The following is a 24,363-nucleotide window of genomic DNA, read 5'->3' as shown; positions in this document are numbered from 1 at the left end:
TCTCTCTATATATATTAGGAAATGCTCGCAACCAACCAGCGAGAAACGACGCTGCTTTCCTGCGCTCAGTCGCCCACGAGTTTTTGAATTTCGTGGGCGAAACTGAGACTCACGCTCACTCCGCACTCAGCCTGCCGCAAGACTGTCTGCCCGGTTCGGGCAGCCATTACAATCTGACAACGAATTCATCCGAGAGGCAAGTTGTGGCTGCAAATTTCAGCGAGATCGCATCGTTCATCTGGTCCGTGGCAGACCTTCTGAGGGGCGACTACAAGCAATCCGACTACGGCAAGGTAATCCTGCCGTTCACCTTGCTGCGACGCATGGATTGTGTGCTGGAGGCTACGAAGCCGGCCGTGCTGAAGGAGTTCGAGGCCAAAAAGAGCATGGGCATCGAGATGTCGACCTTCCTGACAAAGAAGGCGGGCCAGTCGTTCTACAACACCTCGGCGTTCGACTTCGACAAGCTCCAAGGCGACCCAGCCCATATCAAGTCCAACCTGACGGCCTATGTCAACGCCTTCTCGGAAAATGCCAGGGACATCTTCGAACGCTACGACTTTCTGAAACAGATCGAAAAGCTCGACGACTGCAACCTGTTGTACCTGGTGCTACAGAAGTTCGCTGGCATTGACCTGCACCCAGAGCGCATCACCAATGCAGACATGGGCTTGCTGTTCGAAGAGCTGATTCGCCGCTTTGCAGAACTCTCCAACGAGACCGCTGGGGAGCACTACACCCCCCGAGAAGTCATCCGGCTAATGGTCGACCTGCTGTTCACCACCGATGACGCGGCACTGACCAAGCCGGGCATCGTTCGGACCATCTACGATCCCACGGCTGGTACTGGTGGCATGCTGTCCATAGCAGGAGAACACCTTGCCGGCCTGAACCCGGATGCACGTTTGGTTATGCATGGCCAAGAGCTCAACGCCGAGTCCTACGCCATCTGCAAGGCAGACATGCTGATCAAGGGCCAGGACGTTGGCAACATCGCCTTCGGTAACACCCTGTCCGATGACTGGCATGCCGGCAAGGATTTCGACTACATGCTTTCCAATCCCCCGTTCGGTGTGGAGTGGAAGAAGGTCGAGAAGGAAGTCCGCAAGGAACATGAGCAGCGTGGCTACGAAGGTCGCTTCGGACCGGGTCTGCCTCGGGTGTCGGATGGCAGTCTGCTGTTCCTAATGCACTTGCTGTCGAAGATGCGCCCCTACGACAAAGCCAAGGACCAGGGTGGCTCTCGTGTCGGCATCGTATTGAACGGCTCCCCTTTGTTTACTGGCGGGGCGGGTTCTGGCGAGTCTGAAATCCGCCGCTGGATCATTGAGAACGACTGGCTGGAAGCCATCGTGGCACTGCCGACGGACATGTTCTACAACACCGGCATCGCTACCTATGTCTGGATTCTGACGAACAAGAAGAGCCAGGAGCGCAAGGGCAAGGTCCAGTTGATCAACGGAGCCGAGTTCTATCGGAAGATGCGCAAGTCGCTTGGCAGTAAGCGCAAGGAGCTGGGCGACGCTGACATCAGCACCGTGGTTGAGATCCACGGTCGCTTCGAGGAGCTGCGATACGTGAAGGTGACGGATGCCAAAGGCGCTGTTGTTTCGGAAGGACTGAAGCCTGCTAGTCAGGCATTGCCCGCCGAACCCGAGGGCGGCAAGGTTGAATCGTCGATGGTGTCACGAATCTTTGACAACGCTGAGTTCGGTTACCACACCATCACGGTAGAGCGCCCTCTGCGAGACGAGCAAGGGGAGATCGAAAAGGACCGTAAGGGCAACCCGAAACCTGATGCAAGCCTACGGGATACAGAGAATGTTCCCATGAGCGACAGCATCGATGCGTACTTCGAGCGAGAGGTGTTGCCTCACGTTCCGGATGCCTGGGTCAACGATGAGAAGACCAAGGTTGGTTATGAGATTCCGTTCAACCGCTTCTTCTACCAGTACACCCCGCCTCGCCCGCTGGAGGTTATTGACGCTGAACTGAAAGCTGTGACCAGCGAGATCCTCGCCCTGCTGCAAGAGGTGACGGCGTGAAGCTCAAGCCTTATCCGAAGTACAAGCCCTCGGGCGTGGAGTGGTTGGGGGAGGTGCCGGTAGCTTGGGACATCACGCCACTGAAAGGTTGCTTCGCTATTTACGGTGGCTCGACGCCAAAATCGGACGAGACCGCCTACTGGGACGGAAACATAGTTTGGGTAAGTCCGGCAGACCTAGGCAAACTTCCCTCCCTGTACATCAGTGATTCGGCTCGTAAGATTAGTCAAGCAGGACTGGAATCCTGCGCCACAACGCTAGTACCGCAAGGAAGCATTGTGCTGTCAACTCGTGCGCCGATTGGCTCGCTCGCCATTGCAAAGACAGAGCTGTGCACGAATCAGGGCTGCAAGTCTCTCGTTCCGAAGACGGGCATCAACGAGCTCTTCTATGCCTATTCCCTCCTGGCGTCTACCGAGGCACTAAATCTCCGAGGCAAAGGGACAACTTTCCTCGAGTTATCGGCGGACGAACTCGGCACATTCAAAGTTCCTCGGCCACTAATCGAAGAGCAGTCCGCCATCGCCACCTTCCTCGACCGTGAAACTATCAAGATCAATACGTTGATCGCCAAGCAGGAAAAGCTGATCGAGCTGCTGAAGGAAAAGCGTCAGACGGTGATCTCACATGCTGTGACCAAGGGGCTGGATTCGACCGTACCAATGAAGCCGAGCGGTGTGGAGTGGCTGGGGGATGTGCCAGTGCATTGGAACGCCAAGCGTATTAAATGGGTGGCAAAGATGGAGAGCGGCCATACACCCGATAAGAAGGTTCCAGCCTACTGGGAGAGCGGCGATATCCCCTGGGTTTCGCTCAACGACACAGGTTACCTGAAGAATCACGAGTACATTTCGGAAACCGCGTATCAGATCACGAAACTTGGCATCGAAAACTCGTCGGCTCGCCTACTTCCACCAGAGGCCGTGGTTTTTTCCCGAGACGCCACGATTGGCCGATGTGCCATAACGACTCGCCCAATGGCAGTCTCCCAACATTTCATCGCTTGGCTGTGCAGTCCTGATCTGCTTCCTGAGTATCTCCTATACGTATTTCGGTCGATGAGTCACGAACTGGAGCGCTTAACTTTCGGTGCAACGGTGAAAACCATAGGCATGCCGGACGTGAAAACGTTGCACACTCCTGTTCCTCCAAGGGATGAGCAGGTCCGCATTGTTAGATCGATAGCCGTTAGAGTTCAGGCCATCGACACCCTCATCGCCAAGGCCCAGCAAGCCATCGAGTTGCAGAAGGAACACCGCTCCGCTCTCATCTCCGCAGCAGTGACCGGCAAGATCGACGTGCGGGGCTTGGGTGACCAGGACATCATCCATGAGGCGGTGGCAGCATGACGGACCGCTTTCGAGATCTGATCGAGAACGATCGCTTGGTCGACATTCTGTACAAGACAGATCCGCCCACAGAAACAGTCAGTCCTCGCGTCACCTACGACAATGCTGGCGTACCCCACGTCTACTGCATGAAGGAAACTATACCTTTGTCAGTCTTCATGGAACGCCATGCCCGAGGTGAGCAAGGTATGTGGTTGGCGGCATATCGTCCCAGCAATGGTCGTCAGACCACGATTACCTTTGCTAAGCAGGACCGACTGACATTCGGAAAACGATTCATAGATGCGGTTGCTGCTGAGCGGACACGCCTCTTGGGCCCGGCTCAAGATTTCGATGGACACCCGACGACGCCCGACTCGGTTGATTCCGAGAAGCGGGCCGATATTCGCGTTGGAGCAGCAAAAAAAATTTCGCTCGAAGAGTTGGAGCGGAAGCTTGCTCTGCAACGGGAAATTGGGCGTCTGGGCGAGGACGCGGCCTATCGCTACGAATACGTCCGTCTAGATTCATTGGGCTGCCCCAATCCTGCGGAACACATTGAGCGTGTCTCGGAAACCGATGTTGGGGCAGGCTATGACATGCGCAGCACCTTCGCCGGCGAAACGAGATACATTGAAGTAAAGGCGTCAACGACCCGGTTGGACTCCTTTTATATATCTGAAAACGAGCGAGATACCCTTACCGAGTTGGGGCAGGAAGCCTTTATCTATCTCTGTTGTGTCGACAGGGATACGCCCAAGAACTCAGTTGTCGTTCGGGAAATCGCTGACCCAATGAATCCGGCAACGGGGATTCAGCTAGAAGCCGTTGCTTACAGGGCCAAACTCGGCGAATGACGATGAACTCGCCCAAACATCAAGAAATCCACTTCGAGTCGGACATCGTTGCGCACCTGACCGCCCACGGCTGGCTGGAAGGCGATCCCGCCAAGTATGATCGTGAGTTGGCCCTCTACCCTGAAGACGTGTTCTGGTGGATTCAGGACACGCAGCCAAAGACCTTGGAAAAGTTCAAGGCCGCAAAGAACGGCAAGACAGAAGCTGCTCTGCTGGCTCGCCTGGCTCAAGTGCTTGACACGGAAGGCTCCCTGTCGGTGCTGCGGCATGGCTTCAAGGATGTATCGACCAAGGTCGATATGTGCCAGTTTCGGCCGGCGCAAGCCATCAATCCCGAGACGTTGGAGCGTTACAGCAAGGTGCGTTGCCGGGTGGTGCGGCAGGTCCGCTACAGCCTGTCCAACGAGAACGCCATCGACCTGGTGTTCTTCATCAACGGCATTCCCGTTGCTACGGCGGAGCTCAAGACGGATTTCACCCAGTCAGTCGAGGATGCCAAGAAGCAGTACCGCACCGATCGCATCCCCCGAGAGCCGGGCGCAAAGCGTGAGGAACCGCTGCTGGCCTTCAAGCGTCGGGCATTGGTCCACTTTGCCGTGTCCACCGATGAAGTCTGGATGACGACCGAGCTCAAGGGGAAGTCGACGTACTTCCTGCCGTTCAATCTGGGCAACCATGGCGGTGCTGGCAATCCGGTCAATCCTGCAGGCTACCGCACCGCATATCTGTGGGAGCGTATCCTCCAGCGGGACGCTTGGCTGAACATCATTGGCCGCTTCGTTCACCTGGCCAAGGAAGAGAAGAAAACCACTGAGGGCAAGAAGCAGATTCGTGAAACGCTGATCTTCCCTCGGTTCCACCAGTGGGAAGCTGTCACCAAGCTGCTCGCTACGGCTAAGGTCGAGAAGGCTGGCAATAAATACCTGATTCAGCACTCGGCCGGTTCCGGCAAGTCGAACTCCATCGCCTGGCTTGCGCATCAGCTATCAAACCTGCATGACGACTCTGACAACAAGGTGTTCTCATCGGTGATCGTCATCACAGATCGCACTGTGCTGGACAAACAGTTGCAGGACACGATCTACCAGTTTGAACACAAGGCGGGCGTGGTCTGCAGGGTCACCGATGATGCCGTGAAATCAGCGCAGTTGGCGGAGGCTCTGAATGATGGCGTGCCGATCATCATCGTCACGATCCAGACCTTCCCCTTCGTGTTGGAGGCCATCCAGAAAGAAGCTGGTCTGAAGGGTCGCACTTTCGCAGTGATCGCCGACGAGGCCCATTCTTCTCAGACCGGGGCAGCGGCCAAGAAGCTGAAGCAGGTTCTGACTGCCGAACAGCTTGCCGAGGGCGAGGAAATTGGCGTCGATGAACTGCTAGAGGCCGAGATGGCCGCCCGGCCACAGCAAGACAGCCTGAGCTATTTTGCCTTCACGGCCACGCCCAAGGCCAAGACACTGGAGATGTTCGGTCGCCTGCCCAATCCCGACCAAGCGCCATCGGACACCAACAAGCCGCAGGCCTTCCACGTGTACTCGATGCGGCAAGCCATCGAAGAAGGCTTCATCCTGGACGTGCTGAAGAACTACACGCCCTACAAGCTCGCCTTCAAGCTGGCCCACAACGGTAAAGATTACGACGATACGACGGTCGACCAGAGCGAGGCAATGAAGTCGCTCATGCGGTGGGTCCGGCTGCATCCGTACAACATTTCCCAGAAGGCCCAGATCATCGTTGAGCACTTCCGGACGAACGTTGCGTGGCGACTGGATGGTCAGGCCAAGGCCATGGTGGTCACGGCGTCCCGCAAAGAGGCTGTTCGCTACAAGCTTGCTGTCGACAAGTACATCAAGCAGCAGGGATACAAGGACCTGGCGACGTTGGTAGCGTTCTCCGGCGAAGTTGACGATCCTGAAAGCGGACCGGCACCGTTCTCCGAAGGCAAGATGAACCCAGGCCTCAAGGGGCGTGATCTGCGGGAAGCCTTCGATACCGACGAGTTCCAAGTTCTGCTGGTGGCCAACAAGTACCAGACCGGCTTCGATCAGCCCAAGCTGGTATCCATGTACGTGGACAAGAAGCTGGCCGGGGTTGCAGCGGTACAAACACTGTCTCGCCTGAACCGGACCTGTCCTGGCAAGGATCAGACCTTCGTACTGGACTTCGTCAACGAGCCCGAAGAGATCCGAGCAGCATTCCTGCCGTACTACGAGACCGCCGAGCTAGCTGGGGTCAGCGATCCGAACCTCATCCATGCGCTGCAGGCGAAACTTGATAGTGAGCTGATCTATACACCAGAAGAAGTCGAAGCCTTCGTCGTGGCCTATTTCAAGGGCACGCAGAAGGACATGCAGGCCAAGATTGCGCCGGCCGTAGACCGCTACCGGGTGCGCATGCAAGACGCCGCAGAGAACGAAGACAAGGAGGCGGCCGATGCCCTGGATGTTTTCCGCAGAGACGTAGGTACCTTTGTTCGTGCCTACGACTTCCTCTCCCAGATCGTTGATTTGGGCGACACCGACCTCGAAAAGCGTGCCATCTACCTGAAGCACCTGTTGCCGCTGCTGCGGAGCGTCCGCAACAAAGAAGAAATCGACCTCAGCGGCGTCAAGCTGACCCACTACAAGCTGTCGGACAAGGGCAAGCAAAGCATCGTCCTTGGCCAAGCTGGCGAGGACGGAAAGCTGAAGCCGCTCACCGATCTGGGTTCCGGCAAGCCCCACGATCCCGAGCAGGTAATGCTGGCCCAAGTGGTGGAACGAATGAACGATCTGTTCGAGGGAGTGACTGATACCGACCTGCTGCCGTTCGCCTTGCACATCAGCAGCAAGATGCTGGAGAACGAGACACTGGCACAGCAGGCAGCGGCGAACACAAAAGAGCAGTTTGATGCCAGCCCTGACTTCAAGGACGCGATGATCCAGTCTGTTGCCGATGGCTTCGATAGCTACTCGGAGATGGCCAAGCAGGTTCTCAACAGCCCCAAGGTACAGGAGGGGTTGGCAGCGCTGCTAGGTGATTTGGTCTACGCGGGATTTGCGAAGAAGCGTGGAGGTAGTGGCGGTGCCGCATCGGTCTAATGAGACGGCGTTATTGAACTTGAATTCGCAGGCCAGCGTCGCTAAGGGTTGTTTCCATTGCCCCCAACTCAAGCTAACGAATGCCGACTTAACAGATGCAGTTCTTCGATCAGAAAATAAAAATCAGTAATTGATCTATCGCATATGGGCGACGGAGGATTGTTGTGTCAAATTTAATATTGAAGCGAGTACTCATATCGTTAATCTCCATGGCGGCTTTTTTGGTGACGGCGTGCGGCGATCCGTATGAAACCAAGCTCCCTGCAGACGGCAAACTTACTCCTACTCAAACACAAGAGATTGTTGGCAAACTCCCATCATCTGACGGTGACCTCTTCTCCAAATGGGCAAAACGTCAAGTAACCGGCGAGGGCACTATCGGAGAGCCAATTTTCTCAAATGTTAGGAGTGCCATTAGAAATCAAATCGATTTTGAGGCTAGGCAGGCCGCTGAGCGTGAAAAAGAAATAAAAATCAAAGAAGAGCAAAGGCGAGCAGCAGCAGAGGCGCAAGAGAAGTTGGAGCAAGAGAAACAAGCGCTAATCGCCCTTCGAAACCAACGAGCGGCGGTCGACGTGGAGATTAAAAAGTATTTCCGAGTGGAGGCCATTGCCTATGACTTGGCTCCTATTTTTGACAGGTATGGCTATGAAATTTCCCGTCGATGGGTATTCAGACTTCGTCTATCCAATTTATCTAAAAAATCTATCATTGGTGCGGCCGGCTGGGTCTCAATAAGAGATGCCTTTGGTGGCGAAATCGGATCGTTTCCGATGCGGATTGAGCCAGAAATCCTCCCTGGGAAAACTATTTTATTTGATGTATACAAGGATTTCGATAAAACCAATGTAGCAGATCAAGCATTGATGCAATCCAAAACTCTTTTCCCCTCTTGGTTTATGGAGAGCGTGGTTTTCTCAGACGGCACCCGAGTGGATGTGAAGGCACTACCTCAGCCTGCCGTGCCTGACAGTAAGGATAGCGGCACAAGAGGGAGTCGCGTAACAAGCTGAATGATTCATTGTCATTAGTGGGGCGGCATTTTGTTCCTGAGACAGGACGGGGAAAGCAGTATGCAGACGGTCGCAGTTCTGGACTTTGAAACCACAGGGCTGTCACCCAGCCAAGGTGATCGAGCTACAGAAATCGCCGTCATCCTGCTGCGCGATGGGCAGATCGTCGATCGCTACCAAAGCTTGATGAATGCGGGCCGGCGTATCCCCTCGAATGTCGTCAGCTTGACGGGCATCACGAACGAGATGATTGCATCTGCGCCCGCAGCATCGACGGTGATGCGAGAAGCGTCCCAGTTTGTCGGCAAACATCCGGTGGTGGCCCACAACGCAGCTTTCGACAGACAGTTTTGGCGGGCTGAGCTTGATCTTGTGGGCATCTCAGCAGACCAGTCCTTCGCATGTACGCTGCTCGCGTCGAGGCGCATCTACCCACATGCCCAGAATCACAGGCTATCGACGCTGGCAGACATGCTGCAACTGCCGAAGGCCGGGCGTGCTCACCGGGCAATGGCCGATGCCGAGGTAACCAGTCATCTGTGGTGCCGGCTGCAACAAGATATCGCTCAGACCTACGGAGTGAGTCGGGTCGACTACGACCTCATGGCCCGTGTGCAAGTCACCAGCAAAGCTCAGGTTCCGAGGTTCCTGCGGTCGCTGGGCAGAGGCTAGACGCCAGTCCCAGTCGGCGTAAACGTGCTTGTCCGACTCGAAGTGGATTTCTTGGTGTTTTTTGTGCCATGGCCTTCACCACCTGGTTCGTTAGCCGAGGAGCTATTCGCTTTTCTCTGCTGCGCCGAGTTGAGTCTGCATGAACCACTCGACAAATTCATCGACCAACAAAAGGACCGACTTCGTAAGTCTTGGCGTCAGGTCATTTTCATGTTCGCCTTGGTCATGCATCGTGAAGTTGCAGAACGTATTGATCGTTTTGGTGGCCAATTCCAAATCTCTTGGAAGTGCACCACATGTTTGCAGAACCGCTAGAAGTTGCCCTCCGGTTGCACGTTCTAGCGATGTCTTTTCCGGAGATTGCCCTCGACTCCTACACATCGCTTTCCAGGCGCACTCAACGGCTTGGCGAGCATACTGAAGAGAAGCCCTTGAGTCCTTATCTCGGTAGTAATGAGCACGGCTCTTAAATTCCGTTATTCGCTTAACGACATCCTCATCGATCGAAACCAGATCACCTGGCCCGATCTGTTCCTGTACCGGCCTGGCGCTCTGCACCGGCATAGCACTCTTTCCTCTCTCGCTGATGAGACCAATAGCATGCACCAGCTTTTCGGCGAAATCTCGCTGTGCGGCTGCCTCCACGTGCATCAGCAGCGTAGAGATGTTTTCTTCTGTACGAGCCCCATTTATTGCTGCAGAGATAAATTTTTTAGTTTGGGCTAGAGGCACTTGCTCATGAAGAATTTCACGGAGAGTTGCGAGCGATTCTACGGATCCGTGCTCAGCAAGCGCCTCCACCATTGCGACGCGACGGTGGTTTCCTATCTCGCTAGCTTCATTGAAGAGCTTTTCTAGAATAATTCGCTCAACATCCGGGTCCGGGTAGTCGGCCGTCAACAATCCAATAAGAGACCAGACATCTTCTTTTAGTTGGTCTTTCACGTGCAAGTACAGTTCAGATGAGCACGTCTTGGCCACAACCAGCACGAGTGTTTCGTTAGGCGTGTATTTCCCCGATTCTTGTGCGTCTAGCAGAGCACGAAGCGCCTCGTCATCGAACGAATCCGTGCCGATCAATTCACTGATGGTTTCGCTCCTCACCAACGAGTCGTCGCCACAGATGTTCATCAGTTGTCGTTTTGTCGTCATCTCACGCACCACAGGTTATGCCGCAAAATATTGCTTCATGCTACCGTCTCCTCATAGGCTTTTTGCTCAACCATGCCCCGAACGTCGATTTTGCCTGTCACTGCGGCGTAGATTAGAGCGGTGAACGTCTGAGCAAAAGCATTGCGCTGCGTCAGTGAGCTTTGCATTCGTCGGCTCCCGGTCAAACGCCATAGGCATGGCCATCTCCTTCGCTGGATAGCACGAAACTGCTGGACGACAGCACTGGCTCACCGCTCCATCGGTACGCTACAAGTGGGCCGCCTTTCCCAGCACTGTAGTCAACGCATGCTACTTGCGGGGCCAGGACTTCCGGCTGACCGGTCATCCAATAATGGCCGACGAACACGGGCTTGTCGCCGGTATAGCCGATCCTCAAGTGTTCTGGAATCTCTATGTCGGGCAGTTGCGCTCTGTCCTCGGACGGCACCAGCGCTGCTTGGCGATAGGTCGTTGCAGTGGTATCCCACCAGCGAGTACGAGCTTCGTGTCGTGTGTGTCCTGACTTGTCCTTGAAGGAGTGGCCAGGAGGAAGCTGAACTTCGACACCCTTGAGCAGAGATTCGATCATCCGATATTCCACTTCACTCTTTCGATTAGCCTTGACCATCAGGGCATCATCCAATCTACGGCCAGGCTTTAAGCGAGGCTCAAGCTCGGCCAGGTAGCCGGGATGCCAACAGGCGTGGATGACTCGGAGCTCCGGCAGATCCAGCCACAAGGGAAGGCCCAGGAACCAATTGACAATTTCGGAGTGAATGGCCGGCTTGTGTTCGACCTCTGCCAGGAAGGCCACATGCTGGTGACGATTCTTCTCACCTTTCTCGCCCTTGCGGGGGCGTAGATATTCATCGTCCTGGTCGGGGTCACACAGATACCAGGCAATCGCGTTGAACTCGTGGTTCCCCATTGTGGCCAGGGCACTCCCCGCATCGACCATCGGGCGGACGATGTCGAGCGTCTCAAGCTGGTGCGGGCCACGATCAATGAAGTCACCGACGACGATGGCCTTGCGCGTGGGGTGCCGCATTGCTCCATCGCGCTGGACATATCCCAGCCGACTCAACAATGCCCGGAGCTTTGGTGCTTGTCCGTGCACGTCTCCAATCACGTCATAGTCCATGGCGACTCCCCTCCGTGTCCATGAGCATGACCTGTTCCTCGTTCCTTGCCCACGGCATTTTCTTGATGTCTTCGATCATTGCTGGCCGGGGTTCCGTCCAGGTGAGGAGCTAATCGTACTTCGGCCCCGCGCCCGGGAGGAGTTGGGCGGTTCGGCGGGCCGATGGCCTGCTCTCTGCTGATGTTTTCTATATATGTATTAGGAAATGCTCGCAACCAACCAGCGAGAAACGACAAGGCTTTCCTGCGCTCAGTCGCCCACGAAATTTCAAAACTCGTGGGCGGAGACGTAGGTCAGTGCAGCATCAGTTCGATCTTGATGCGCTTGAAGGCACCACACTTCCTGCCGACAGCATCAACGGGCGAGCTCTGCCAGTCCGTCGGGTTCCCCAAGCAGCAGGCGTTCTGATGAAAGTACACGCAGTTCTCGCAGACTTGGCGGGGCATCGGTGGCTCACCAAGGACGGGCTCATCCCAAGCCGCAACCACCGGTTCCTTCTGCCCTTGCGGTAGGGCTCGAAGTCGGACTGCCTGACGTTCAAGCATCAGAATCATCTCTGACAAGTCCAAACCGGCCGGGACGATCGGCTTGGTGTTATCAGTCACCTGGCGGCCCTTGACCGTCTTTTTTCCGTAGCTGACACCCAGCGGTTCCAGCAGCTCTCGCAGCAGTTCCAAGCCTTCTTGCTGCACCTTGGCTCGCTCGGCATTTCCGCCCTTGTTCCGGATTTTTTCTCGAGCCGTCTTCAGTCGTTCGATCTTTCTCCCGATAGCTTGGAAGTCCTCGTCGCTACTCGCCAACGCCTTGAATGCCTCTCCAAACGGAACGTTTCGCGTCAGTGCCGCAGACAGGTCTTCAGCATCGATCCGCCCGGCCTTGAGGTCCTGCAGCTTCGCCAGTAACACCACGCACTTGTCAGTCTTCTCGGCTTCAACCTTGGCCCAGTCCGGATGGCGGTCACGAGCGTATTGGTTCGAGCTCCACGGCGACTCTTCGCCAAACAGCCGCAAAACCTTGCGCACATCCACCTTCTGAGCCGCCACTGGGTCTTGGATGCCGAAGCCAGCCATCACAATGCCGGCCTCCTCGTTCTGCAGTGTCCGCTCAAGCCGAGGCTCACCGTCCTTCCAGCGACTCTTGCGTTCGTTCCGTATCGCCTGCAGCTTGATGATCGCTCCTAGCGAACCACATCTGGGCACCTGACCAGCCGCATCGACGACTGCCTGGCGATAAGACAACCGAGCATCCTTGCGTGCAGTCTTGACGGGATCGGCCCTGCGCTGATCGGTACCGGACAACCTCTCACATACCTCCACGTTGAAGTTCTGGATGGCGTTGTCACGAACCAGCAAGCTGAGTGCCACTAGGCTGTTCTGCTCAGCCTTACGCAACTCCTGGTAGAGCACCCGATCCAGATGCAAATGCGCTTCAAGCAGACCCGCAATGGAGGTTTCGCCCTGCAAGCGCTCGGCAATCTCCTGCCGCAACACCGCTTGATTTGGCAGAGCAAAGCTCACGTCCGGCTGAACGTTGCCGTAGATACGCACCTGGCATTGCACCTGCCCTCGATTGGCACGGTTGACTGTCTGGATGATCTGGTTGGTATCCGCACCTACGTGGTCAAAGCGAGCCCAGAAGATTTCCGGTTCCCGTTCGAAGTTGAGACCCAAACCAAACAACGGGCTGGCGACAAGAATCGGCAGTGTGCTCGTCCTTGCGACTTCGATTTCAGCTTCCGCGCTTTCTGGACGGGAAACGATTAGGGCGTGCTCCGTCAGACCATATCGCTCCATCAGGAGGCGGTACAGCTCCATCTTCGAGGTATCAATCAGCAACACAAAGCGTGGGAGCGGCTCGTTTCTGCTGAGCTTGCCCTGGAAATCTTCAAGCAGCGTTGCAAGGTCCAAGTCAAAGCGGTCGCTTGGCATCAGTCGCAGCGGATTGGCCTTGGACGATGCGAACTCGTAGCAGCAGTAGTCCGTCTCCGTTAGGCTTCCGAGCGCCTGCTTGCAGACCTCCACGATGGCGTGCCGTTGAACGTCCGTCAACGTGCCCGTCAGCAGCAATGTCTGGCGAGCCTTGCCGAGTGCGGATTCCAGACCTGCCAGGCGCTGGCTGCTTTCCATGCATCGGTCTAGTCCTTGATGGATCTCGTCGAGGATCAGGACATGAGGCAGCCCCATGTCGTAGATGCTCTTCAAGAGCCGTGACACTGAATCGTAGGTGGTCACAATCACGCCGCTCCTGGGAACGGTCGGCCCCCAAGCGTCCTTGTAATACACAGGATTGAGACCGGCTACCGTCAGGTCATCCCTCATCTGATCCACCAAGGCAATCGTCGGCCCAGCATAGAGAACGACCCGGCGCTGTTCGATTTGATCCTGAATCCAGCCGATCGTTGCCGTGGTCTTTCCCGAGCATGTTGGCGAGAGAATCAGGGAAACCTTCGCAGCGGCAAATCCGGCCAGTGGTGGCAGGTAACCGTCGACAAGCGACAGATGGTGATGTGGCACCTCGGTGAACCAGCCAAGCTCATCCCGAACGTAGTCGTGAGCTCCTTGGGACAGTTCCTTGAGGGGCATGGCGGAGCCATCGCCATGTCGAACACCCAGTTGAGGCCGGTCCTTGCAGACGTACCACGAGCCTGGCGATCCTTCGTCGGTGAAGTACAACGTCAGGTATTTCGCATCTGGGCTTAGCTTGGCGTTGGCAAAGGGACGTCCGCTCCGCGCCGGTTGATCCGCTCGACGCGGTGCGATGCTGTACCTGGTGACTGCGACCTTGCCCTGAACATTCGTCACCGAGACATGGGTTTCATAGCCATGGCTGCGCTTGTACTCACCGACTAGCTGATCCTTGAGTGCTTTTGCCTCCTGGACCACGGCTGCAGCAATGGTCGGGAGTGTGACTGCGGCCTTGCTCTTCTCGATCAACCCCTGCCGCTGGTCAGTTGTGATCCGGCAGCGGACACCGGCATCGATCGTCGGCGCGGCGATGAAATGGGGCTGGACTTCGCTGCGCAGGGGGGCAGGATCAACACCCGGGCTCAGATCCACGTTCCCGCCCCTGTTTTCGCCAAGTTTGTAGAAACCGGTCTTCATGCCATGCAGAGACAGATAAGCCGATAGCAGCTTGCCTGACACGCGCCGGTCCAGCCAAAAGAACAGGTGGGCGTTCAAGCCTGACTTCAAGGGCACACCGGCCGCACTGAGTACCCCGGCGCTGGCGCTGTACTGATAGAAGTACGTTACGTCCCGAAACTCGGCCGGAAGCTTGGCGATCACCCACTCGATCGCTTCGACCGAAACGGGATCGAGATGCTCTGGCACCTCAACGTCGTCGAAATCGAGCATGGCCCAAGCCGTGCCTTCTGCGGGTTCGACGAAGTTTTCTTTGGTCCTTTGGATTCGGTGACGGCAAGTGCCAACCGGGAGACCCCGGATCAGAATATGGCGGTTGTCGGCACTGCAAAACTCGATCAACGTTGCCAAGTCGCGAATACCGCCAACGGGGACGGTGGTGACCGCGTAGTGAAACGCGTTCTGGAAGTTTTGCTTTTGGACCAGCTCGTGTTCGTCAAGGAAGAAGCGCTTGTTTACCGGGTGATCCAAGGATGTCAGGACAGTGATCTTGTTATCGCCAGCGTCTGTGCCTGAGGGGAAAGCTATGGGTTCGGGTTGAAAGCGGGGACGAGATGATGATGGCATCCCGCCTGTGAATGCTGAGTTAAAATACATATATCAATTATCTTTTTTAATTTCTGGCTCGGTCGAACTCTCAATTCGCCGGGCCTTTGTTTTTTTGAGCGGTGGGGCACGAAGCCTACGCTTCGCCACCGAGTAGTGCTGTCAGATGGTCTTTCGCAGTGTTGCCACAGGTACGCCGACAAGTGCTGCCAGCCTTTGCGCACAATCATATTTGGGGACGTAGCCTTTGTTCTGCCAGGTGTTGACCGCTCGACTCGACACACGGAGCTCTGCTGCCACTCTGCTTGGCCCACCAGCATTGCGCACGGCGGAAATTACGTTGTTTTCTGAATCCATTTTTTAATTTATGTGCCGCAAAATTTCAGCACAAATCCCTTATTTATATTTTAACTTTAAATATATTAATTGCAATATTTTTATAAATATAAAAAATTAAACCACCCGTAGCCGGGCAAGTGCCCCGAACGTGCCAATTCGGAAGCATCGCCTGCAGGATGCGAGTCGTGGTGCGGTGGAGAGTAGAATTGTTTGTGAAACATCTTCCCATCCTCCCGCTGGCAGCCTGATCGAGAGGGCAGCGTGAGCCGTCATGGGAAGATGGGAGGCGGAGAAACGAAAAATCCCCGCTTGTGGCAGGGATCTTCGAGGGGGATCAGGATGGTTACCCGTTGGGTATACCCGTGAGATGAGCCGGTCTCCGAGAGTCAGCTCCAACAAGGGATCCGTTCTCGCCAATTCTCAAGAGCTTTGGCCACGAAACTGGACACAATTTGTCCAGTTCCAGCTTCACTTTCTTAGCAACCTCCTTCGGAGAAATTGTCTTGCGATCAAAAAAAGGCCAGATACCAGCATTTTGATAAGATGTAACTGGAAAATCGTCCTCCGACTTTAACTCATCCTTGACCACAAATAGGCTGTACCAAACTCGCCCAAGTCTAGGTGGAAAATCCACCCCTATATATTTCAGTCCATATCCGGAGAGCACCAAACCCTTGTTGGTATTGCTTAATCTTCCAAATGCAGCTCTAGCATAACTTGCCGATTTTTCGTGATAAAGCCGCTCCAGCCAATCAATTGCTGCCCGAGCCGGAGTGAACGCAAATGCAATGTAAAGCGCCTCCTGATCGGCATCTTGCGGAAATAAGTCCTCCGACCTCAGAAGCAAGTTTGCCCGATACACTGCCTCGCTCGGGACAGGTTGGAGCGTTGCACAGAACTTTTGAAATGGACTCAGGCCAGCATTATCGGTCATGGGGCTCTCCTTTGTAGGCAAGAGCACCACGCACATTGCGCTGGATGAACGCGTCCAGGTCTTGCTTGCGATAGCGGACGTTGCGGCCGACCTTGACGTAGCGCAGGTCATAGCGCTGGGTACAGGCCCAGGTAGCCAGGGTGTTTGACTGTACACCGATGTAGGCGGCAGCCTCCTGGCGGGTGAAAAGACGATCTTGATATTGCTCCAACACTCTTCTGCTCCTTGCGAAAGTTGATCTGGTTTGCCGTGCACGCTTTTCGTGGCACGGGGATCAATCTATTTGCAAGGTGCACCTCAGTCGAGCGCACACCCTAAGGATGTTGCCGACAAGATCCTTGGATTTTGTCCAAAATTTTTATGCGATCGTCAGAGTCTTGCAACAGTCAAGATGAGGGACGACGCCTGCGTGGCACAAAAAGGGCCGGACGCTCCTGCCTGATCTCTCCGAGGATCTTCTTGTATGTGCTCTCGCTCAGTTCTCCTTGCATCGTTTCGGCCACCTCGTCCAACGTTCTCAAGGCTTCGTTCACGCTTTTCCAACCATCAGTCCGGCGCTCCAGCGCTCGGATGGCGTGCTGTTTGATTTGTGCCCATCGGACGGTCTTCTGCTGTCTCTTGGCCTCTGCGCCCCGTTGGGAATTGACACGTTGGTGAGCGGAGTCGGTGACTGTCGTCAAGACACCCATGACCTTGTAGAAAGCGTCCCCTGGAAGGGAGTGCAGATATTCCATGGCATGGCTCAAGCTGGCGGCGGCGCTATAACCGATGAGTGCCTGATCGTGGTTTCCCCGTTGGTATAGACGAACAGAACAATCCACCAGGGCCAGCACCGCAAGGGCGGCGAGATCCCAAATATCCAAGCTAAATGGCAACTCATCAAGGATCTTCAGGCGCAATATGGGCCAATCTTCCCCTGGCACTTCCTCGACTAAGATCTTTCCCACATGGGACCCAGGGTTCCAGTCGAACACCACGTCATCGAACAAGGAGTCGAGCTGGGAGGCATCTGCGGCGACCATCTCGGGGAAAGCGTGAAGGGCATCAAGCGCATCGGATACGGATAGCGTACCTTCCGTTGGTGTGGTGGCAATTGCTTGCAGAAATTTGACAACGATTGAAGCAATGGCCATTGCAAGCGCCGTGGGATCAGCGAGCAGCTCACGACTGATTCGGTCTCGCTTCAACGCGTCTACAGGCGGAAGGTTTCGCCCAAGCAAGACCCGAAGTGCTCGCTGCAGAGGCAATAGCAGTGCGGGCAAAGGGGGCAGTCCCAAAGCGCCGACCGCCGCCAGCGGGTCTCGGTCCAACATGTCGAGGTCCAGCCATTCAAATGGCTTCGGCTCAACTGGCGAAGTGCTCGGATCCATGAAATCTCCGGTGGAACATCAAGTCCTACCACTGTGCATACGAAAACTTCGCCAGAGCGGCGTAGTTCTCAAGCGAGAACCCTTTGAGATCTTCCTGCGTAATCTTGCGACGACTCACCCTACCTCCAACGTTTCGAGGACACGTGGCTCCGCTTCCTGTGTCGGGATAGATGGTAGTGCACAAGGTGTGTAACCCCGGCGTAACCCGAAAGAAAAGTTGTCTGCAGGCGCTAACCTGCAAACCCTTTTGGTATCTATAAGAAAACTGGGACTCGCAACCCTAGACAAACGGATTGGCCATCTGCAGGCCGGCGGCCAAAAAGTCGGCCACGGCCTGTTCCTTGCCGGGCTTGGCAATGAGCCGGGCAAATAGTGCGTGCTTGATCATCTTGGGTCTCCATATGGCGCGCGGGGGTTGCGCGCACAAGATGTACTTTACAAACTGTGGGCCCTCGCGATGGCCCAATGAAAAAAGCCGTCCAGCGCAAAGCATGGACGGCCAGTCGGCACAGCGTGGATCAATGATGCGGCGTGCCTCCCAGCGCACCGCCCAATGAGCCCACCGCACCGCCCACCGCGCCCGTGACCGGGGCCAGCGGCGTTGCGGCACCTGTTGAGGTGAGCGACGAGCCCACGCCCGTCAGCAACGAGCCGATCGGTGCGGTTGCCCCCGCCGCAGGTGTACCGGTTGTGGCGGCCCCACCCAGCGCGCCTGTCACCGCACCCAGCGGGTTGCTGCCGCTGCCTGCACTGCCCACGCCACCCAGCGCGCCGGTAATCGGTGCCAGCGGATTGGCCGACGTAGCACCACCCGGCGTGGACGTGACGCCGCCCAGCGCGGCCACCGTGCTGCCTGTGGCTGTGACCACACCGCCCAGGCCGGAGACGACCGGCGCGTTCGTCGCCGTGAGCGACGTGCCGACGCCTGCCACGCCACCGCCCACGGTCTGCAGCAGATTGGTCGCCGGCGCACCCAGGCCAGTGGTGTTGCCCAGCGTTTGCGTGGCGGTGGTCACCTGCGAGGTGAGCGGCACCACGGCGGAGCTGATCTGTTGCGTGACCTGCTCCACAGGCCCCGTCGACAGCGCCGTACCCAGCGTGCCGCCCGCGTTTGCAACCGCCTGGCCAACCTGCTCAACCGCACCGCCCACCGGCGTGGTGACCGGCGACAACGGCTGCAGCGGGCCGGTGCCGAGGCTGTCGAGCAGCCCGCCAGTCGCCGTGACGGTGTTGCCCGCCGCGGTGACAACGTTGCCGGTGCTGGAGACCGTGGTGCCGACCGGGTTCGGATTCGCGCCCATCGCGCCCAGGCCCGACTGCACACCCGTGCCGGCGGCAGACACCGTGTTGCCCAGGTTGTCGATCACGCTGCCCAGCCCCGCTGCGCCCGGCGCGTTGGAGCCCGCCACTGTCGCACCCACGCCGCTGATGGCGCCGCCCGTAGCAGTCAGCACACCGCCGCCCTTGTTCGCAACATCGCCGGTGGGTGTGGTGGAAGCAGTGGTCGCCGTGCCACCCGAACCGTTGGAGCCGGAGCCGGAGCCGGAGCCGCCGCCGCTGCCAGTGGTGCCGCTCATGTCGCCCGAGCCCGAGCTGGCGCAACCGCCCAGCACAAGCAGGGCGGCCAAGGCCGCCGAAACCAGGGTCCCTCGTTGCAATGTCGTCATGTCTGCCTCCCGTTTTAAATATGCGCTTGATAATGCGCCTTTGCGCCCTGCGCAATGTTTTATCGGTGTGCCATTCGATTTGCCGGAGAGCACGCTCCAATTCAGTCTATTAACCGAGCCGTGGGCAATTGCAAACATTGTCAAACGCCGACAACCACCGCCATGGCGCCAAACTCCGGCCCGAGCCATACGCCAGCTCAAGCGCCACCCTGAGGCAAACGTTCGTCGGACGGCAAGTTTGTCTGATTATGTTTGGAGGCAGACCTCTAAATTACTAAAAACGAGTTACCCCCGAAGCGACGTTATCAAGCGGCGCTATCTGGTGGCAGCGCGTGCAAATGGCAGGCGTGGAAATCGAAGCCCCGCATGCTGCGGCACGATCGCATCAAAGTGATGACGCTCGATAACGATGCCGCGGGCCGGCGCCGCATCGATGAAGCGTTCGACCATCTCGCGCACATCGGGGTCGATGTAATCCGCGCGGGCCGCATCGACAATAAGCGTGGCGTGGTCCGGCACCTGCGCCAGGTAGCGCTTGAGCGGCACCTTGCCCATGAACGACACGTCTTTGCGGAACGACAGCAGGAAGTGGTCGTGATGACGCGCCATGACGATGGCGCGGCGCAGGTTGGCCTGGATCGCCCGCGCGATGCTCAGCGCAATACCGATCACGATGCCGATGAGCAAGTCCGTCAGCAGCACGCCCACGATGGTGGCAATGAACGGCGCAAAGCGATCCCACCCCTGCCGCGCCACGGCGACGAACAGCGACGGCTTGGCGAGCTTGTAGCCGGTAAAGATCAGGAGGGTGGCCAGGCACGCCAGCGGAATGCGGTTGACGATGGCCGTGAGCGCAAACACGCTCGCCAGCAGCAGCGCACCGTGCACGACGGCCGACCAACGGCTCTGCGCACCGGCATGCAGGTTTGCCGAACTGCGCACGATGACGGAGGTGATCGGAAGCCCGCCCAGTGCACCGGCCACCATATTGCCGATGCCCTGGGCCTTGAGTTCGCGGTCGGGCGATGCGGGGCGCTTTTTCGGGTCGAGCTGCTCAACGGCTTCAAGGCTCAGCAGTGTTTCCAGGCTGGCCACGATGGCCAGCGCCATCGCCAGGCGCCAGACGTCGGGATTGCCGAGCGCACCCAGCGCGGGAGATTCCAGCGCATCCAGCAACGCTCCAAACGAAGCCAATGACGGCAGGCTTACGCGGTGCTCTGCGGGTGCTGCCATGCCGGGGGCCACCATGTCGAGCAGCAAGGTCACGCCAATGCCGAGCACCACCACCACCAGCGGCGAAGGCAACGCGCGCACGAACGTGAAACGCCGCAGCATCGGCGTATCCCAGCCGATGAGCACAGCCGCTGAGAGCAACGTCACCAACATCGCCGCGACAGAAACCGCGCCGAACGGCGTGGCAAGCATGCCGGGGCCGGCGGCGCCCTGCCCGTCTGCAAAGCCAAACGCCAGCGGTACCTGCTTGATGATCAGCAGCAACCCGATCGCCGCCAGCATGCCCTTGATGACCGAGGACGGCACATATGCCGCAAAGCGCCCGGCGCGCAGCATGCCAAACACAAACTGCAACGCGCCCGCCAGCGCCACGGCCACCAGAAACGCAGAGAACCCGCCCAGCCTGGCAATGCCATCCACCACGATGACGACAAGGCCGGCAGCCGGGCCGCTCACGCTCAGTTTCGAGCCGCTGAGCAACGCCACCACCAGGCCGCCGATCATGCCGGAGAGCAGCCCCGCAAGCGGGTCAACGCCCGATGCGTTGGCAATGCCCAGGCACAGCGGCAGGGCAACAAAGAACACGATGAGCCCGGCGAGCATGTCGCGCGGGAAGAAAGCCGGAGAAGTTGGTGTCTGCATGGTCTTGTCAGTGTTGTAGAACTGCGCACGCGCGAGACGCCTGCCTGCGGGCGGGGGCACCGCCGGCATGCGTGAGGAGAGAAAACGTTGGGGAAAAGAGGCCGCCGCAAACGGCGACGCCAAGCGGTCAGGCGATGGCCTCGGTGGGCATCAGGATGTCGCCGCAGGTAGCGTGTTCAGCATCGGGGCCGCCCGACGCCAGCACACGGATGCGCCCGTCGGTCAGACCGAAGATCCAGCCGTGCACGCGCGGCGGCGGCTCTGCTTGGCGCACGATGGGGCTCTCACGCAAGCAGCGCACCTGCTCGAGCACGTTGAGTTCAGCCAAGCGGTTCACGCGCGCACCCAGATCGGGCATGGCATCGAGTTCTGCGCGGTGGTGGCCTGCCAGTGCGCACAGCGGCGCAATGCGGCGCGCCACATGCGGCAACCCATCGGGCGGCGGCAGCAATGAAGCGCGCACCCCGCCGCAGCCGTCATGCCCGCACACGATCACATGCGCGACCTTGAGCACGCGCACGGCATACTCCAGCACGCTCATCGTGTTGTCATCGGCCAGGCACACCAGATTGGCGATATTGCGATGGACGAATAAATCGCCCGGGTTGGAATGGGTAATGGTTTCGGCGGGCACACGGCTATCTGCGCAGCCAATCCATAACACCTGGGGTTGTTGGCCCTGTGCCAAACGTGAAAAAAATCCGGGGTCGCGCGCGGCAATTTCGTGCGCCCACACGATATTCTCGACAAGCATGCGTTTCGGTCGATGCATTGGTATGGCTCCTGCAAATCTGCGAAACCGCTGCAGGCCGAAACCCCCGTTGGGTGGGTGTTCTCGGCAACGTTGCAGTGCAGCGGAAACGCTACGAAACCCATCGTATGAGAAAGGTTCCCGCTGTGCCAAAAAGGCACTCGCCTCAAAAGCCGGTCGGATATGCACCGATAACGCGCACGCCTGCGTAACTGTGTCGCACCGGTTTTCTGTTATCGGGAAGCTGCGTGCAGTTATTGCACCACCCGAGTTATCTATCTGAAATATTTAAGCGCCGGATCGGAAAATATTCCATCACAGGTGAATGACTGGCACGCTCGATGAAGCGCGTGTGCACCCGCATTTGGGACACGTTTTCTAAGCCGATCAACAGCTTGCCCGCACTAGCCCAGGCGGACTTGCGCGAGGGCTTCGCGCCATTGCGTCAACCGCTGGGCACGTGCTTGGGTATCGCCATCGTCACGGCCGTAGCGCAGGGCGACGTAGCCAGCGGCAGCATGACGTAGCGCCTGCGCGGCCTGTGGAAACTGCGCGGCGGCGCGTTCAGCGTAGGCTATCGGGCCTTCTGCCGGGCCGCGCGTGCAACCATGCCGCGCCAGGCGATCGCACAAGCGCTGCCACTGGGCTTGCACCGGGTCGGGCTTGGGCTTGCGCTGCTGCCACAAGAGCGGCAGCGCAGCCAGCAGGAACAGGCCCGACACCCCCCACAGCACGGCGCGCGGGTCCGCCGCATCCAACCCCAGCCACGCGAACAGGCGCGCCTGGCGGCTGCGGTCATAGCCGAGCACCCAACTGTTCCAGCCGCTGATGAGGCCATCGAGGCCCCAGCGCACGCTGCGCAACCAGCGGGGTTCTTCTGCACGGCGCGAGCGGAATTCGCTGGCGGGCACGGCGGCGGCCAGGCCGCGCTCCACGCGCTGCGGCGCGACCGCGGCGGTCGGGTCCACACGCACCCAGCCGCGCCCATCGAGCCACACCTCGGCCCACGCGTGCGCATCGGACTGGCGCACGATGATGTCGCCGCTCACCGCGTTCACCTCGCCGCCCAGATAGCCCACCACCACGCGCGCCGGCACACCCGCCGCTCGCATCAAGAAAACGAAGCTGCCCGCGTAGTGCTCGCAGAAACCGCGGTGCGTGCGGAAGAGGAAATCGTCGATCTGCTGATCCTGCAGCGGCTCGGGCGCAAGCGTGTAGGCAAACGGCGCGCGGCCAAACAGCTTGAGTGCAGCAGATACGCGTTCGGCGGGCGGCAGTTCTGCCCACTGCGCCGCCAGTGCACGCGCCTGCGGGTTGCCCGGCGGCAACGCAAGTGCCATCTGGTGCGTGAGCGGATCGAGCGGGCGTGCATCATCCGCGCGATTGCGCTGCGGCAACCGTGATCGCGCGTGATAGCGCACGCGCTGGTCGAGCGGTTGGGTGCTGATGAATTCGCCGTCGATGCTGCGGCCCGTGCCATCGCGCGCCTCGATCGACTGGCCGCGATCGAGCGCAAACAACCAGCGCTGACGCGTCGGTTCCAGCGTGATGTTGTAGTCGATCCCGCCGGGCGCGCCGCTGATTGCGTCCGCAGAATTGGGTACGCTTTCGGATGCGGGACGCTGCCGCATCGACGCGGCTGTCCACGCCTGGCCGTCGAAGCGCCACAACACCATGCCACGCCAATAGAGCGTATCGAGCGGCGGTGGCGCACCGGCAAAGTCGACGCGAAAGGCAAGATCGTCCGACAGGATCAACTGGCCGACGGAGCCTGGCGCCATGCGATCAGACAGGCCGCTGACGGCGGTGTCGGCGGTTTGCGGCAGGCGCCACAGCGGATGATCCAACCGAGGAAACAGCAGGAACAGCACGGCCGCGCACGGCAAGCCCATCAGGGCAAGCCGCGCGAGCACACGCATGGGCGACACACGCATGCGCGCCTGCGGATGCAGCAGCAACAGCCAGTTGTGCAACAACAGCGCCACGGTCGCCAGCATGGTGGCGGCCAGCCAGGGTGGCTGGTCAAACAGCACCTGCGAGAGCAGCAGGAAACAGCACAGTTGCGTCACGAGAATGCCGTTGCGCACCGTGTGCGATTCCATCAGCTTGAGCACGAGAAACGCGCCCAACAACGCCACCGACAAGTCCCGCCCGATGTTCCCGCCGGTGCGCATGGCCAGTGCCAGCGTGATGACAAGCGTCGCCACGCCGGTCAGCCCCAACACCCACTTGCCCGGCAACGGCGCACGCCGCACCCACAACAACGCGCGCCAGAGCAGCAGCACGCCGAACACGGCGCAGGTCACCAACGGCAGCGCGCGCAGCAGCGGTACGAGCACAACCGCAAGCTGCGCGATCAGCCAGCCGTGTTCACGATGTGTGAGCGCGCGGGCGGAACCGAATGCCGCGGCTTCAGTGCCGATGGTGGCGGTGCTCATGCGGCCACCTCCCTA

At 58.3% G+C, this 24,363-nt stretch carries 18 protein-coding genes and 1 pseudogene; 7 read left to right on the top strand and 12 right to left on the bottom strand.

Annotated elements, in window-relative coordinates; all coding sequences use genetic code 11:
• Positions 1 to 203: 203 nt before the first annotated feature.
• The 6 genes from PSUB009319_RS01220 to PSUB009319_RS01195 all read left to right on the top strand — a co-directional run bounded on the left by PSUB009319_RS01220 (position 204) and on the right by PSUB009319_RS01195 (position 8,995).
• A complete protein-coding gene (locus PSUB009319_RS01220) occupies positions 204 to 2,045 on the top strand; it encodes a class I SAM-dependent DNA methyltransferase (RefSeq protein ID WP_124380430.1) in 1,842 nt (613 codons plus the stop codon).
• Entirely contained in the window at positions 2,042 to 3,394 is a 1,353-nt protein-coding gene (locus tag PSUB009319_RS01215; RefSeq protein ID WP_124380429.1) for a restriction endonuclease subunit S, read from the top strand. Before PSUB009319_RS01220 ends, PSUB009319_RS01215 begins: the two co-directional genes overlap by 4 nt.
• Entirely contained in the window at positions 3,391 to 4,230 is an 840-nt protein-coding gene (locus tag PSUB009319_RS01210; protein WP_124380428.1) for a DUF3883 domain-containing protein, read from the top strand. Before PSUB009319_RS01215 ends, PSUB009319_RS01210 begins: the two co-directional genes overlap by 4 nt.
• Positions 4,231 to 4,232: 2 nt before the next feature.
• Positions 4,233 to 7,310: a type I restriction endonuclease subunit R gene (locus PSUB009319_RS01205; RefSeq protein WP_124380427.1), complete on the top strand. Its 3,078-nt coding sequence runs from the start codon at positions 4,233 to 4,235 to the stop codon at positions 7,308 to 7,310.
• 209 nt (positions 7,311 to 7,519) lie between these two features.
• Positions 7,520 to 8,323, top strand: coding sequence for a hypothetical protein (locus PSUB009319_RS01200; RefSeq protein WP_124380426.1), 804 nt, complete (start codon positions 7,520 to 7,522; stop codon positions 8,321 to 8,323).
• A gap of 60 nt (positions 8,324 to 8,383) precedes the next feature.
• Positions 8,384 to 8,995: a PolC-type DNA polymerase III gene (locus tag PSUB009319_RS01195; RefSeq protein WP_124380425.1), complete on the top strand. Its 612-nt coding sequence runs from the start codon at positions 8,384 to 8,386 to the stop codon at positions 8,993 to 8,995.
• Positions 8,996 to 9,097: 102 nt separating this feature from the next.
• On the opposite strand, the gene PSUB009319_RS01190 is transcribed toward PSUB009319_RS01195, so the two are convergent.
• The 4 genes from PSUB009319_RS01190 to PSUB009319_RS01180 form a co-directional block, all read right to left on the bottom strand.
• Positions 9,098 to 10,147 (bottom strand): hypothetical protein, encoded by a 1,050-nt coding sequence (locus PSUB009319_RS01190; protein ID WP_124380424.1) that lies wholly within the window; start codon positions 10,145 to 10,147, stop codon positions 9,098 to 9,100.
• Between the two features lie 35 nt (positions 10,148 to 10,182).
• Positions 10,183 to 10,314: a hypothetical protein gene (locus PSUB009319_RS23080; protein ID WP_260392781.1), complete on the bottom strand. Its 132-nt coding sequence runs from the start codon at positions 10,312 to 10,314 to the stop codon at positions 10,183 to 10,185.
• A 14-nt stretch (positions 10,315 to 10,328) separates the two neighbouring features.
• Positions 10,329 to 11,288: a metallophosphoesterase gene (locus PSUB009319_RS01185; protein ID WP_124380423.1), complete on the bottom strand. Its 960-nt coding sequence runs from the start codon at positions 11,286 to 11,288 to the stop codon at positions 10,329 to 10,331.
• A gap of 293 nt (positions 11,289 to 11,581) precedes the next feature.
• Positions 11,582 to 14,641 carry a DEAD/DEAH box helicase gene (locus PSUB009319_RS01180; RefSeq protein ID WP_124380422.1) on the bottom strand — a complete coding sequence of 1,020 codons (3,060 nt, stop codon included), beginning with the start codon at positions 14,639 to 14,641 and terminating at the stop codon, positions 11,582 to 11,584.
• Here PSUB009319_RS01180 and PSUB009319_RS01175 point away from each other — a divergent pair.
• Positions 14,606 to 14,944 (top strand): hypothetical protein, encoded by a 339-nt coding sequence (locus tag PSUB009319_RS01175; RefSeq protein ID WP_124380421.1) that lies wholly within the window; start codon positions 14,606 to 14,608, stop codon positions 14,942 to 14,944. The two genes, PSUB009319_RS01180 and PSUB009319_RS01175, sit on opposite strands and share 36 nt — an antisense overlap.
• 712 nt (positions 14,945 to 15,656) lie before the next feature.
• Here the strand turns inward: PSUB009319_RS01175 and PSUB009319_RS01170 are convergent.
• The 8 genes and pseudogenes from PSUB009319_RS01170 to PSUB009319_RS01135 all read right to left on the bottom strand — a co-directional run bounded on the left by PSUB009319_RS01170 (position 15,657) and on the right by PSUB009319_RS01135 (position 24,348).
• A complete protein-coding gene (locus tag PSUB009319_RS01170) occupies positions 15,657 to 16,247 on the bottom strand; it encodes a hypothetical protein (protein ID WP_124380420.1) in 591 nt (196 codons plus the stop codon).
• Positions 16,237 to 16,458, bottom strand: a complete 222-nt coding sequence (locus PSUB009319_RS01165; RefSeq protein ID WP_221620952.1) for a helix-turn-helix domain-containing protein — start codon at positions 16,456 to 16,458, stop codon at positions 16,237 to 16,239. Before PSUB009319_RS01165 ends, PSUB009319_RS01170 begins: the two co-directional genes overlap by 11 nt.
• 175 nt (positions 16,459 to 16,633) lie before the next feature.
• Positions 16,634 to 17,617, bottom strand: a complete 984-nt coding sequence (locus tag PSUB009319_RS01160; protein ID WP_124380418.1) for a hypothetical protein — start codon at positions 17,615 to 17,617, stop codon at positions 16,634 to 16,636.
• A gap of 292 nt (positions 17,618 to 17,909) precedes the next feature.
• Positions 17,910 to 18,005, bottom strand: a pseudogene (locus PSUB009319_RS01155) (antibiotic biosynthesis monooxygenase); the annotation flags it as partial.
• Positions 18,006 to 18,135: 130 nt separating this feature from the next.
• A complete protein-coding gene (locus PSUB009319_RS01150; RefSeq protein ID WP_124380417.1) occupies positions 18,136 to 19,284 on the bottom strand; it encodes a collagen-like triple helix repeat-containing protein in 1,149 nt (382 codons plus the stop codon).
• Between the two features lie 315 nt (positions 19,285 to 19,599).
• Complete coding sequence (locus PSUB009319_RS01145; RefSeq protein WP_124380416.1) at positions 19,600 to 21,159, bottom strand: SulP family inorganic anion transporter; 1,560 nt, start codon at positions 21,157 to 21,159, stop codon at positions 19,600 to 19,602.
• Positions 21,160 to 21,286: 127 nt separating this feature from the next.
• Positions 21,287 to 21,931, bottom strand: coding sequence for a carbonic anhydrase (locus PSUB009319_RS01140; protein ID WP_124380415.1), 645 nt, complete (start codon positions 21,929 to 21,931; stop codon positions 21,287 to 21,289).
• A 383-nt stretch (positions 21,932 to 22,314) separates the two neighbouring features.
• Entirely contained in the window at positions 22,315 to 24,348 is a 2,034-nt protein-coding gene (locus PSUB009319_RS01135; RefSeq protein WP_124380414.1) for a DUF3488 and DUF4129 domain-containing transglutaminase family protein, read from the bottom strand.
• Positions 24,349 to 24,363 lie beyond the last annotated feature (15 nt).

The sequence above is a fragment of the Ralstonia sp. SET104 genome (genome assembly GCF_003851545.1).
Classification (GTDB): domain Bacteria; phylum Pseudomonadota; class Gammaproteobacteria; order Burkholderiales; family Burkholderiaceae; genus Ralstonia.
This window is presented reverse-complemented; position numbering and strand designations above follow the sequence as displayed.